Origin of the sequence: Dyella agri (assembly GCF_044904705.1) — a bacterium.
Lineage (GTDB): Bacteria > Pseudomonadota > Gammaproteobacteria > Xanthomonadales > Rhodanobacteraceae > Rhodanobacter_A > Rhodanobacter_A agri.
This window is the reverse complement of the sequence record NZ_JADIKL010000002.1, coordinates 739,826-752,671: the sequence shown is the minus strand read 5'-3', so window position 1 is coordinate 752,671 and position 12,846 is coordinate 739,826. Positions and strand designations below refer to the sequence as shown.

Annotated in this window: 10 protein-coding genes; 2 read left to right on the top strand and 8 right to left on the bottom strand. The window is 65.3% G+C overall.

What is annotated here, in order from left to right:
* Nucleotides 1–132: 132 nt before the first annotated feature.
* From ISP14_RS05850 to rpoH, 3 genes are all read right to left on the bottom strand, one after another.
* Nucleotides 133–1,518, bottom strand: a complete 1,386-nt coding sequence (locus ISP14_RS05850; protein WP_404537054.1) for a sensor histidine kinase — start codon at nt 1,516–1,518, stop codon at nt 133–135.
* Nucleotides 1,502–2,179: a response regulator transcription factor gene (locus ISP14_RS05845; protein ID WP_404537052.1), complete on the bottom strand. Its 678-nt coding sequence runs from the start codon at nt 2,177–2,179 to the stop codon at nt 1,502–1,504. The genes ISP14_RS05850 and ISP14_RS05845 overlap by 17 nt, the downstream gene beginning before the upstream one ends.
* Before the next feature lie 103 nt (nt 2,180–2,282).
* A complete protein-coding gene (rpoH, locus tag ISP14_RS05840) occupies nt 2,283–3,140 on the bottom strand; it encodes an RNA polymerase sigma factor RpoH (RefSeq protein ID WP_404537050.1) in 858 nt (285 codons plus the stop codon).
* Nucleotides 3,141–4,158: 1,018 nt separating this feature from the next.
* Between rpoH and ISP14_RS05835 the strand changes: the two genes are divergently transcribed.
* A complete protein-coding gene (locus ISP14_RS05835; RefSeq protein ID WP_404537049.1) occupies nt 4,159–7,233 on the top strand; it encodes a TonB-dependent receptor in 3,075 nt (1,024 codons plus the stop codon).
* Between the two features lie 214 nt (nt 7,234–7,447).
* On the opposite strand, the gene ISP14_RS05830 is transcribed toward ISP14_RS05835, so the two are convergent.
* Nucleotides 7,448–8,122 carry an AraC family transcriptional regulator gene (locus tag ISP14_RS05830; RefSeq protein WP_404537145.1) on the bottom strand — a complete coding sequence of 225 codons (675 nt, stop codon included), beginning with the start codon at nt 8,120–8,122 and terminating at the stop codon, nt 7,448–7,450.
* Between the two features lie 814 nt (nt 8,123–8,936).
* Between ISP14_RS05830 and ISP14_RS05825 the strand changes: the two genes are divergently transcribed.
* Complete coding sequence (locus ISP14_RS05825) at nt 8,937–9,620, top strand: Fe2+-dependent dioxygenase (RefSeq protein ID WP_404537048.1); 684 nt, start codon at nt 8,937–8,939, stop codon at nt 9,618–9,620.
* On the opposite strand, the gene ung is transcribed toward ISP14_RS05825, so the two are convergent.
* The 4 genes from ung to ftsE are packed head-to-tail and all read right to left on the bottom strand — an operon-like array spanning nt 9,621 to nt 12,839.
* Entirely contained in the window at nt 9,621–10,319 is a 699-nt protein-coding gene (ung, locus tag ISP14_RS05820; protein ID WP_404537046.1) for a uracil-DNA glycosylase, read from the bottom strand.
* Nucleotides 10,316–11,158 carry a response regulator gene (locus ISP14_RS05815; protein WP_404537044.1) on the bottom strand — a complete coding sequence of 281 codons (843 nt, stop codon included), beginning with the start codon at nt 11,156–11,158 and terminating at the stop codon, nt 10,316–10,318. The genes ung and ISP14_RS05815 overlap by 4 nt, the downstream gene beginning before the upstream one ends.
* A 26-nt stretch (nt 11,159–11,184) precedes the next feature.
* On the bottom strand, nt 11,185–12,159 hold the full coding sequence (gene ftsX, locus ISP14_RS05810) for a permease-like cell division protein FtsX (protein ID WP_404537042.1): 975 nt from the start codon (nt 12,157–12,159) through the stop codon (nt 11,185–11,187).
* Between the two features lie 2 nt (nt 12,160–12,161).
* Nucleotides 12,162–12,839, bottom strand: coding sequence for a cell division ATP-binding protein FtsE (gene ftsE / locus ISP14_RS05805; RefSeq protein WP_404537143.1), 678 nt, complete (start codon nt 12,837–12,839; stop codon nt 12,162–12,164).
* Nucleotides 12,840–12,846: the final 7 nt, after the last annotated feature.

The following is a 12,846-nucleotide window of genomic DNA, read 5'->3' as shown; positions in this document are numbered from 1 at the left end:
GGGTGGGGATTCCCGAGGGCGGATGGTGCGTCGCGCAAATTTTCTCACGCGGGCCGCAATGCGGAGCGCCCGGACGGATGAAGATAATTTCATCTAGCCGGCCGCCCTCTTCTCCCGCCAAAGAGATATCCGCTAGGCGGCCTCGACGGTGGCTGCCGCCACGCAATGCATGCTGATGCATGCACCGCCGCCATCGTCGTCGCCGATCTCCAGCCGGTAGCCGTGCAGGCGCACGATGGCGCTGACGATGCTCAGGCCCAGGCCCGAACCCGGTGTGCTGCGACTGTTGTCTCCCCGGTAGAAACGTCGGGTCACCACGTCGCGTTCCTCGGCCGGGATGCCGGGCCCACCGTCCACCACGTCCACGCGCGGCCCGCCATGTTCCATCCGCGCACGCAGCAGTACGCGACCACCGGCCGGCGTGAACTTGATGGCGTTGCCGACCAGGTTGGCGAAGGCTTCGAACAAGAGATGCGCGTCGCCGCGCAATGGCGCCAACGGGGCCAGTTCCAGCAGGAAGTGCAAACCACGGTCCTCCGCCAGCGGCGCATAGAAGTCGTGCACCTGGTGCAGCACGCGTTCGAGGTCGACCTCGCTGAAGCAGGCGCTGCGGTGCCTGTCCTCCAGTTCGGACACCCGCAGAAGAGCGCGGAAGCGCGTCAGCACGGCGTCGATGTCGGCCACACAGCTTTCCACCAACGCCGCCTCGGGTCGCCCGTCCAGTTGCTGCTGGGTGCGATAGAGCCGCGCGCGCAGGCGCGTCAGCGGCGTGCGCAGATCGTGCGCGATGTTGTCGCACACCCCCTTCACCTCGCCCATCAGGCGCTCGATCTCGCCCAGCATGGTGTTGACGATGCCCGCCAGCACATCCAGCTCGTCGCCGCGACGGCTTACCGGTAAGCGCCGGGTGAGATCACCGCGCTGGATCGGCTCGGTGGCCAGCTGGATCTCGCGGATGCGCCGCGCCGGGCCACGGCTGAGCAACAGGCCGCCGAGCAGGCCGGGGATCACCGTCAGCGACAGCCCCCAGAGCAACGTACGGCGGATGATCGCGCCCAGTCCGTTGATCGTGCTGGTGTCCTTGGCCAGCACCAGCAGTTCGCCATTGGCGAGGCGCTGCGCCATCGCGCGTGCGCTGACATCACTGTGCATGCGATCCACGCGCAGCACGCCTTTGGGCAGCAGGTGCAATTGGCCGTCGGCGACCAGCCCTTGCGGCAGGCTGGCGATGTTGCCCGCCAGCGGCCGCCCCTGCGCATCGAACAAACCTGCCGACAGGATGCCGTGCGGGTCGAGCGTGCCCGACGCATCCACGGCCCTCGGCAGATGCGCGGCATCCGTTCGCACCAGGTACTGCATGCGTTGCAGCACGATCTGGTCGAGCACATGGGTGAGATAGCGCGAGCTTTCCCACTGGATCGCGCCCAGCAGGACCACGCACCACACCACGAACAGCACGCCGTAGATCAGGATCAGGCGCGAGGTGGCCGAACGCCAGACGTCAATCAGCGGGCGCAAGGCGATACCCCGAGCCGCGCACGGTATGGATCAGCGCGGGCAGCCCCGCGACGTCGATCTTGCGGCGCAGGCGACCGATGTGCACGTCGATCACATTGGTGCCCGGATCGAAATGGAAGCCCCAGACGTGCTCGAAGATCATCGTGCGGCTGAGCACCTGGCCGGAATTGCGCATGAGGAACTCCAGCAGCCGGTATTCCGTGGGCAGCAACGACAGCGGCTGGCCGCCGCGCAGCGCGACGTGCCGCACCAGATCGAGTTCCAGGTCGGCCACGCGCAGCCGATTTTCCGCCTGTGGCCGGTGCCGCCGCAACAGCACTTCGACCCGCGCCGCCATCTCGTCGGGCGCGAACGGCTTGGTGAGATAGTCGTCGCCGCCGGCGCGCAGGCCGCGCACACGCTCGTCCACTTCGCTCAATGCGCTGATCATCAGCACCGGCGTGTCCATCCGGTGCTCGCGCAACGCGGTGATGACGTCGATGCCGCTCATGCCCGGCAGCATGCGGTCCAGCGTGATCAGGTCGTAGCCACCGGCCAGCGCCCGCTCCAGACCGGCGCAGCCGGTGGCGGCCCAGTCCGTCGCCATGCCGTGCGCGCCCAGCTCGGCGACGATCTCGCGCGCGGTGACTTCGTCGTCTTCGATGACCAGGATGCGTGGCATCGCGATTCCAGCGTGGCTGCAGAATGGCCGCCCGGCTTCCGGAACGGAAACGGCCTCCGCGGGGAGGCCGTTCCAACCGTAGCACCGCCGGCCGGGAGCCGGATCAGGCGGCGAACAGTCCGCGCATCTTCTTCATCGCGTTCGCCTCGACCTGGCGGATGCGCTCGGCGGAAACGCCGTATTCATCGGCCAGCTCCTGCAGCGTCGCCTTGTCTTCGTCCAGCCAGCGGCGCTGGATGATGTGGCGCGAGCGCTCGTCCAGCTTCTCCATGGCGGTGGACAGCGTCGCCAGCTGGTTGTCGGACTGGTCGGCCTCGGCCACGTTGTCGTACGGGTCCGCGCCTTCGTCGATCAGGAAGGCCTCCGGTGCCGGCTTGGCGTCGTCGTCGGCATCCGCCGGCGCCTCGAAGCCGATGTCGCGCCCGGACAGACGGGACTCCATTTCGCGCACGGTGGCCTCGGGCACGCCCAGATCCTGCGCTACCGCCCTGACCTCGGCCGCGTTCATCCATCCCAGGCGCTTCTTGCTCTTGCGCAGATTGAAGAACAGCTTGCGCTGCGCCTTTGTGGTGGCGACCTTGACGATGCGCCAGTTCTTCAGGATGAACTCGTGCATCTCGGCGCGAATCCAATGCACCGCGAAACTGACCAGGCGCACGCCCTGGTCCGGGTCGAAACGCTTCACCGCCTTCATCAGGCCGATGTTGCCTTCCTGGATCAGGTCGGACAGCTGCAGACCGTAGCCGGAATAGCCACGCGCCACGTGCACCACGAAACGCAGGTGCGACATCACCAACTTCTTGGCGGCCGAGAGATCCTCTTCCACGTTGTAACTACGCGACAGCGCCTGCTCCTCCTCCTGGCTCAGCACCGGAATACGGTGCACGGCCGAGATGTAGGCATCCAGGCTGCCGACCACGCTGGGCAGCGACAGGTTGGTGGTCGCCAAGGCTTGGGACATGTGAAACCTCCGGTGCAAGGGCTTCAGGTTAGCACTCTGGTGGTTGGAGTGCTAAAGCCGCGGATAGTTCACGGCTTTTTAGTGAACCGAATCGTACAGAAATAAGGTCCGCTTGTCCATCCTGCCGCCGAAAGCGCCCAGACGATGTCAGCTCGCACCCCAAAAGGTGCCCATCCCTTGAACCCGTCATCAAGGCGCGGACAAGGGGATCGCAAACCTACTATTTCTTTAATTTTCAATATGTTGTCAGCTCATACACTGGATGGAGGACTCAACACCCGTCTTACCGTGCCACCGCTGGCCGGTACGTATGCGCAGATCCTGCAAAGCGGCACTCCGCCCCATATCCAGCCGCAGACCCGCTACGACATCGGCTCAGCGCAGGCGAAAAGACCGGGGCAATTGCCTCGATGGCTACCTCTCACGGAAGGAGGCCGCGTACTCGGCGGTGCCGGGCCAGTACAACCAAGCGTTCGGCCGGGGCTTGTGGAATGCCGCCGCGGTGACCGAGGCTGCCTGTCGTCGCCGCGGCACCGGCGAACGCCGATGCACGATGGCGGTTTTGCACCCGAACGATCACAGACACCGGATCCAGGTCTTCGCCGGAATGACAGGCCAGGCCAGAAGCTTCAAAAACATGTTTATGCCGACTTCGTCGTAAAAATGCCGCATTAAATCCTTTGTGTCATTTTCCGCATTCTCAATGCAGCATCGCGCCGCGACAAGCGCGCTGATCGCGATATACCGTGCCTGACATGCGAAACGGAATTCGCAGGTTTCGGTATTAACTCCACCGAGACGGTCGTAGTCGCTGCAGCGACTTAAAACCCATCTTTCTTGGCAACAAATAATCCGTTTCTTCCGAATGCCGTAACCAACGTTACGACGGCATGGGGATGCCGTGTTTCGCGCATTCGGGAGAAACCGGCCTTTCACTGGGGAGTCCTTACATCTCATGAACGTCATGAAATTTGATCGGTGCGCGCGCGCCTTGGCGTTGCGCCGCACGGCATTGGCCGTGGCTATCGTTGCCGGTGTCAGCGTAACCGGCCAGGTGTTCGCGCAAGCCACCACCGGCACCATCTTCGGCAGCGCGCCCACCTCCGGCGCAACCGTGCAGGTCACCGGTGGCTCCGGCTTCAACCGCACCGTGCCGGTGGACAGCACCGGCCACTATTCGGTGACCGTCCCGGTTGGCGATTACACGGTCAGCCTCGTCCAGAACGGCGCCGTGGTGCAGTCGCACGACCACATCAATCCGGCGGCCGGCGGCGCGTCCGAAGCAGACTTCGTGCAGCGTGGCGAAGCGAATGCGAAGTCGCTGAGCACAGTCACTGTGACAGCGAGTGCGTTGCCCGCGATCGACGTGAGCTCCACCACCCAGAACCTCACCATCACCGCGAAGCAGCTGACCGAGCTGCCGGTGGCGCGCAACTCGGGCTCCATCGCCCTGCTCGCGCCGGGCACCGTGTCCGGTGCAGCCAAACTGGGCGGCGGCCCCACGGGCGAGCCGGTGATCTCGTTCAACGGCTCGTCCATCGTCGAGAACGCCTATTACATCAACGGCTTCAATACCTCCGATCCGCTCAGCAACACCGGCGGCATCACATTGCCCTACGGCTCCATCGACCAGCAGCAGACTCTCACCAGCGGCTACGGCGCCATGTACGGCCGTTCGGCCGGCGGCGTAATCAGCCAGGTGGGCAAAAGCGGCACCAACGAATGGCACTTCGGCGCACAGGCCATCTGGCAGCCGGCATTCGCCAAGAGCAGCACCGAGAATTACTACTGGGCCAACCCGAACAACGTGTACGCCTGGCAGCAACCGGGGCAGATCTACGAATACCGCCGCGGCAACAGCAGCTGGAACACGGTGTACGACGCCTACGTCGGTGGCCCGCTGATCGAGGACACGTTGTTCATGTTCCTGTCGTACGAGGCCAACAAGTCGCAAGGACACAGCGTCGACGCCTATACGCCGAACGTCACGAACTACATGTACTACTGGAAGAACAGCGATCCCAAGATCTACGGCAAGCTGGACTGGAACATCAACGCCAGCAACAGCGTATCGATCACCGGCATCCGCAACCAGGCCGCCAACGACCCGTCGGCAACCTACACCTACGACTACGCGACGCATACCCAGGGCGCGCTCTCCAGCCTGGGCCAGCGCGACAAAACCACGTTCGACCTGTGGATCCTGAAGTACACCTCGTACATCACCGACAACCTGACGTTGAACGCCACCTACGGCAAGATGGACGGCAGCTATTTCTACTACCAGCCGGTGGCTTCGGACGCGGCGAGGATCGGCCAGAGCCTGCCGTCGACCTACAGCGTCACCTGGGAAAACCCGGCTTACCTGCCCTCCCCCGGCCAGTTCCTCTTCAACCCGTACGGCACCGGTGCGCCGAACAACCCCAAGCACACCTCCGAAGTACGCAACCTGCGCCTCGATCTCGATTGGAAACTGGGCGACCACGACATCCTGTTCGGCATCGACAACGACACCGATACCGACAAGAACGATGGCAATGGTTTTGGCGGCCCCGGCTACGCCTGGACCTACGGTGTGCAAACCCCGGGCGTGAACATCCAGTCGCTCAACGGCTACACCGTGGGACCGGGCACGCCATGCACCATCGCCGGTAATGCGTATGGCTGCTACGTGGCCAAGAACGTGTACACCACCGAAGCCACCGTGTCCGTGGTGCAGCGCGCGCAGTACCTGCAGGACAACTGGCAGGTCACGCCCAACCTGCTGCTGAACATCGGCCTGCGCAACGACCAGTTCACCAACTACACGCCGAATGGCGTGCCCTACCTGCGCCTGACCAAGCCGCAGTGGGCACCGCGCCTCGGTTTCAGCTGGGACGTGTTCGGCGATTCCAGCATGAAGGTGTTCGGTAACGCCGGCCGCTACTACCTCGCCATGCCCACCTCCGTGGCGCTGCGCGAGGCCAGCAATCCGCTGTATACGAACCAGTACTTCAGCTACACGGGCATCAACCCCAACGGCGTACCGCAAGGGTTGCAGCTCATTCCGACCACCTTCCCGAACGGGGTCTATTACGTCAACGGCGAGAACGGCACGACGGTCGATCCCAGGCTGGTGTCGTCGCAGAACCTCAAGGCGGAGTATGTGGACCAGTTCGTGCTCGGCATGCAGCAGCAGTTCAACCTGCTGGAGCAGAGCTGGGTGTACGGCGTGAGCGGCACGGTCAACCGGATGGGTCGCGCCATCGACGACTGGTACGGCTCGGAATCGGAGAATCTCGGCATCATCCAGAAGGCGGCCGCAGCACAGGGTGTCACCGTCGACCCGAACGGCGTCCTCGGCAGCATCCTGATCAATCCGGGCGTCGCCAACACCTTGACCATCCCGAACGGAAGCGGCGGCTACAGCGAAGTGAAGATCCCCTGGGCGGACTTCCACATGCCACAGCTCAAGCGCCGCTACTACGCGCTGGACATGTACCTGGAGCATCCGTTCGACGGCAGGTGGTGGGGCAAGATCGACTACACCTTCTCGCGCAGCTACGGCGACTACGAAGGTCCGGTGGCGTCGGCCATCGGCCAGGGCGGCAGCTCGCAATCGGCCACCATCCAGTGGGACTTCCCCGAGATCATGTCGTACGCCAACGGCTTGCAGGCCAACAACCAGCGGCATCAGTTGCGCCTGTACGGCTCCTACCAGATCTCGCCGGAATGGAGCGCAGGCGGCACCTACCGCATCGCCTCCGGCACGCCGCTGTCCTGCTACGGCTTCTACGGCCCCAACCAGACCGATCCGGGCGGCTACGGCGGCTCATACCACTGGTGCAACGGCATCCCCTCGCCTCCGGGCGCCACCGGCAACACGCCGTGGACACACCAGTTGAACCTGCAGGTGGACTACCGTCCGGCCTTCGCCGGCCACAAGCTGGATTTCCAGCTGCAGGTGCACAACGTGTTCAACGAGCAGAAATCCATCCAGCAGCAGTCCAGCTACAACGGCAACACCCCGGCGCAGCCCTACCCGTACTACCTCATGCCGTACAGCACGGAAGCCCCGCGCTACGTGCAGTTGGGCGTGACCTACGACTACTGATCAACATCGGCGCAAACCGAATGCAGGCGGAAACGGAATTTCCGCCGCATGGCGACGCTTTCCCCATCCGCCACCCGTCACGGGTGGCTTTTTTTGCCATTCCGCGCAGATGGCGGCGCGCGGCCAAGACAATCGCCGGCCATGTGTCTGGGTGACGCCCATGCTCGGCAACGACCCGAAGACGACGACGCATCGCTCAATTTGACCGGCCGGCTCAGTCGCGCAGGCTTCGAAACTCACGCGGCGTCATGCCCACCGTGGCTTTGAACTGACGCGCGAACGCACTCTGGTCAGTGAACCCACACGCCAGGCCGATCTCCGCCACGCTGCCCGCGCCACGCAGCAAGCGCATTCCCGCGTCGATGCGCAGCTTGGTCAACGCTTGCTGCGGAGTAAGCTGGAACACGTTGCGGAAATGACGTTCCAGCTGCGCCACCGACACCTCGGCCAGCGCCGCCAGCTCGCTCACCCGCACGCTCCTGGCGTAGTGTTCCTGCAAGTACTCCATCGCGCGCACAAGGCGCGGATAGGTCGGGTGGCGCCCATCGGGGTGGCGCAGGTCGCGCGAGATGCCGAGCACGCCGCATACTTCGCCGCGCTGGCGCTGCGGGTATTTGCAGGTGATACACCAACCCGATGCGCGATTGGGCAGCAAATGCACTTCAAGCTGGTTGGCGATGGTCTCGCCAGCCAGCACGCGCCGATCCTGCGCAGCATAGGAACTGCCCAGCGTGCTGGGAAACAGCTCCGCGACGCTGCGGCCGATCACCTCCTCGCGCCGCTTCAGCCGCAATCGGCGGACCAAGGTGAGGTTGGCGTGCGTGTAGCGGCCAGTGCGATCTTTCACGAAGAACACCACGTCGGGCAACGCATCGAACAGCGTCTGCATGTCCTCGGCCGAAAGCTTCACGTCCACGCCAGTCCCCTGATTGCCGCAAGCGGAAACACACCCTGACAGGATTTCGCAGCGGCGACCACGATTGTGCGGAATTCCGCATTTGTCTTAGGAAAGCATGCCTAGATGCATGCACACCGCAGCGGCCTATAGGGCCGTCTGCGCAACGCCCATTTCGCCGATTCCCACTCCGACGGCAGACCAACCCATGCCGACCTCTGCGACTTCCTCGATCTCAGACCCGGCGATGCCGCTGAACAAAATGACTCTCCTATTGGCATGCACCTCGGAGCCAACACGAGCGAGCGGCAAGTTGCCAACATCAAACCGAGCAGCGATATGGCAAGTCGACCACCTGTTTATCGACGAACACAGCGGGCAGTCCATGTCTGCCGGACAAGCGGAATCCCGACCACTGTCGACGGGTCCACTGAAGCTGATCCGTCTATGTCGCACTAGCCGTCCCGCGCCACGGAATGGCTTTATTCTTGGGGGAAATAGTGCACGGGTCCCAGCGTGCTGCGGGCGCCGGCCGCGCTAAGCGCACCAGCAGGGAGCACCCTTAAAGCGGTCGGCACGGCAGTTTTGTGCCCTGAATGTGTCGATAGCGCAGGTGTACGGTAGTGGCCGGATACGGAAAATTTCTACACATCATGGCCTTGGATTCGACTGAAGCCGTCTAGGGATTCGACGCTGGCATCGGTACCGACGCCGGCATGGGCCGTTCGGCAGAGCTTGAAACGGTCGCCGGGCGCTGCGCCCGCTTACTACAATGCGGGGAACATGCCATGCCGAAGGGGAAGTTCACTTGATCGTCTGCGTACCTGATGTATTGACAGCCCAGGAGCTCGGAACCATCCGGGCCGAACTGCAGAGCGCCCCCTTCGTCGACGGCTCCGTCACGGCCGGCTGGTCGGCGCGGACCGTAAAGAAGAACCAGCAGATCGACACCAACAGCGCGAGCTACGCACGGGTGGCGGACATCGTGCGCGCCGCTTTCCATCGCAACAGCCTGCTGCAGGCCGCACTGCTGCCGGCGGCAACCACCCAACCGCTGTTCAACCGCTACGCCGGCGGCATGGAGTACGGCGCGCACGTCGATGCCCCGGTGATGGGCGGCATAGGCAACGCCTTGCGCACCGACATCGCGATCACCGTGTTCCTCTCCGACCCCCGCAGTTACGACGGCGGCGAGCTGGTGACGCACGCCAGCGGCGGCATGGAATACAGCTTCAAGCTGGATGCTGGTGCCGCCATCGCCTACCCGGGCAATACCTTGCACCACGTCAGCCCGGTGACTCGCGGCGTACGCGACGCCGCCATCATCTGGGTGCAAAGCATGGTGCGCGACTCGGCCCGCCGCGAACTGTTGTGGGATCTGGAAAGCGCCAAGCGCGACATCTTCGGCCGCGAGGGCAAGAGCCAAGCCTTCGACGCCGTGAGCCGCTCGCATGCAAACCTGCTGCGGATGTGGGCGGAAGTCGTCGGCTAATCAGCCCTGCAACGCGGCACGTGGCGGCAGCGACCAGTCGATCGGCGCCTGCCCGTGCGCTTCGAGATAGCGGTTGGCGCCCGAGAAATGCCCGCAGCCGAGGAAGCCGCGATGGGCGGACAGCGGCGAGGGATGCACGCTCTTCAGCACGCAGTGCCGGCGGGTGTCGATCAGCTGGCCCTTGCGTTGCGCGTAGCTGCCCCAGAGCAGGAACACGATGCCCTCGCGTTCGCGGTTGAGCGCATCGATGGCCGCGTCGGTGAAGCCCTCCCAGCCCTTGCCCTGGTGCGAGGCGGCCAGCCCGCGCTCGACGGTGAGCACGGCATTGAGCAACAGCACGCCACGGTCGGCCCACGGCGTGAGGCAGCCGTGGTCGGGCGGTGCAACGCCGAGGTCACGCTGGATCTCCTTGAAGATGTTCACCAGCGAGGGCGGCGCCGGCACGCCGGGGCGCACCGAGAAACACAAGCCGTGCGCCTGGCCGGGGCCGTGGTACGGGTCCTGCCCCAGGATCACCACGCGCACCGCGTCGAACGGGGTATGCGCGAAGGCCGCGAAGATCTCCGGCCCTGGCGGATAGATCGCCTTGCCGGCATGCTTTTCCGCGCGCAGGAAATCGGCCAGCGCCTGCATTTCCGGGCGTTCCAGATAGGCGCCGATGCGCGCCTTCCACGAGGCTTCGAGCCGCACCTCGCTCATGCGGCGTCGCCACGCTGGCTCAGGTGCCGCGCCACGCGCAGCTGGAACAGCAGCTTGGTCACCAGCAGCTTCTCCTCGACCGGCTTCTCCACCAGATCGTTGGCGCCGGCCTTGATCAACGCGGCCTGGTTGGCCGGGTTCTCGTCGCCCGTCATCACCAGCACCGGCAGCCGGCCCTTGCCGTAGCCGAAGTCCCGGCGGATGCGTTCGAGCAGATCGCCGCCGGTGAGCTCGCCCTTCAGGCTGACGTCGGTCAGCACCACATCGGCGCCCACTTCGCCACGCACCTGGGCGGTTTCCAGCAGCGCCAGCGCGTCCTCCACGCTGATCACGTGGCGCACGGTGAGGCCGTATTTCTCCAGCATGCGACGGGTGGCCAGCGCCACCACGCGGCTGTCCTCGACGTACAGCACCTCGCCGTCGGCGCTGCCTTCCGGACGCACGTAGCCGCGGATGAACTCGGCCAGCGCCTGGAAACCCAGCGCCTTGTCGAAATAGTCGGTGACGTCCTCGCCCAGGGTGCGCCGGTGCAGGCGGTCGTCCACGTCGCCGGAGACCACCACGATAGGCACGTAGGTCTGCGGCGCGGATTCGCGCACGAAGCGCGCCAGTTCCAGCCCGTCCATGTCGGGCAGGCGCAGCGCGATCGTGATGAAGTCGAACACCCCCTCGCCCAGCAGCTGCTGCGCTTCGCCGCCGCTGCCGCAGCCGACCACCTCCACGCCCGGCAGTTCGGTCTGCAGCACGCGGCCGATAAGCTGCCGCACCATCCTGGAGCCGTCGACCACCAGCACGCGAGGCGCCGTGCTGACCAGCCGGTTGCTGATACTTGTACTCATGCCTGCCCGTTTGCCCCTTTGCCCGCTCAGGCCGCTTTGCGCAACTGCCAGGCGCTGACCAGCCGCGCGCCCAGCCAGCCCAGCGCCGCGGCAGCCAGCGGCACCGCCAGCAGCAGCCACGGCGGCAGGCCACCGACATGCAGCTTGCCATCATAGGCCTGGCTCAACCGTGCGACCGGTCCGCTCAGCGCGAACTCGATCGCCAACGCCAGCAGCGCGGCGAGGATGCCGCTGAACAGGCCGTACCAGATGCCCGCATACAGGTAGGGCCGTCGCACGAAGGCGCCGCTGGCACCCACCAGCAGCAGCACGCCGATCTCCTCGCTGCGGCTGGCGATGTCCACCCGCACCGTGTTGCCCACCACCAGCAGCGCGGCCAGCGCCAGCATCAACGCCAGCGCAACCACCACGCGGTCGCCGACGCCGAGCAGCGCATCCAGCCGCTGCCGCCAGGTACCGCTGTCCTGCACCTGGGCCACGCTGCGCATATCGCGCATGTCGCTCACCAGCCGTTCCACCGTAGCGGCGTCCAGGCCCTGCTTCGGCTGCACCATCAGGACATAGGGCAAGGGATTCTGGTCCAGTGTGTCCAACGCGCCGGAGAAACCCTGCATCTTCGCCAGCTCGTCCAGGCCTTGCTGCGGCGTTTTGACTGTCACCGCGGCCACATCGGAACGCTCGCCCAGCTGCTTCGCCAGCAGCTGCGCCTGCGGCGCGACCTGGTCCGGCTGCAGGAACACGTTGATCGCCTGGTCCTGGCCCAGCGCCTGGCCGAGCTGCTGCACATTGCCGAGCAGCAGATAGAACGCCAGCGGCAAGGCCAGCGCCAGCCCCATCACCGCGATGGTGAGCAGGCTGCCGAGCGGACGCGCGGCAAGCCGGCGTAGGCTGGCCGCGGCGCTCCAGCCGTGGTGCTCGCGCCAGCTGGCCACGCGGCGGGTATGGCTGGGTTCGTTGCGCGGCGGGGTCTCGGCGTCGCGGCGGGCGGTGTCGGCGGCCATGGTCACAGCACCTCCTCGGCAGCCAGGTCGGCCACCAGCCGACCGTGATCGAGCACCACCACGCGTTTGCGCATGCGCTTGATCAACGGCAGGTCGTGGCTGGCGACCAGCACGGTGGTGCCCACCTGCTGGAACTCGGCGAACAAGCCCATGATTTCCACGGCCAGCTGCGGATCGAGGTTGCCGGTAGGCTCGTCGGCGATCAGCAGCGAGGGCCGTCCGACGATCGCCCGGGCGATGCCCACGCGCTGCTGTTCGCCGGTGGAGAGCGTGGCCGGCAGCTGGCGCTCATAGGAAAGCAGACCCACTTTTTCCAACGCCGCGCGCACGCGCCGGCCGCGTTCCTGGCGGGCGATGCCGGCGATCGCCAGGGGCAGCTCGACGTTGGCGAACACTGTGCGGTCCATCAGCAGGCGATGATCCTGGAACACCATGCCGATGCGCTGGCGCAGCTTGGGAATGCCGCGTCCGCGCACCTTGGCGAGGCTCTGGCCGTCCATCGTGATCGTGCCGTGGCTGGGCCGCTCGATCACTCCGAGCAGTTTGAGCAAGGTGCTCTTGCCCGCGCCGGAGTGGCCGGTGATGAAGGCCATCTCGCCTGTGGGTATGGTGAAGGAAAGCTGCGAGAGCGCCTCGTGGCCGCCCTCGTAATGCTTGCTCACCTGCTCGAACTGGATCACCGCGCGT

What these genes read in the sequence shown, in the direction of transcription:
- ISP14_RS05845 (WP_404537052.1), bottom strand. Translation starts at nt 2,179, where the DNA reads ATGCCACGCATCCTGGTCATCGAAGACGACGAAGTCACCGCGCGCGAG.
- rpoH (WP_404537050.1), bottom strand. Translation starts at nt 3,140, where the DNA reads ATGTCCCAAGCCTTGGCGACCACCAACCTGTCGCTGCCCAGCGTGGTC.
- ISP14_RS05830 (WP_404537145.1), bottom strand. Translation starts at nt 8,122, where the DNA reads ATGCAGACGCTGTTCGATGCGTTGCCCGACGTGGTGTTCTTCGTGAAA.
- ung (WP_404537046.1), bottom strand. Translation starts at nt 10,319, where the DNA reads ATGAGCGAGGTGCGGCTCGAAGCCTCGTGGAAGGCGCGCATCGGCGCC.
- ISP14_RS05815 (WP_404537044.1), bottom strand. Translation starts at nt 11,158, where the DNA reads ATGAGTACAAGTATCAGCAACCGGCTGGTCAGCACGGCGCCTCGCGTG.
- ftsX (WP_404537042.1), bottom strand. Translation starts at nt 12,159, where the DNA reads ATGGCCGCCGACACCGCCCGCCGCGACGCCGAGACCCCGCCGCGCAAC.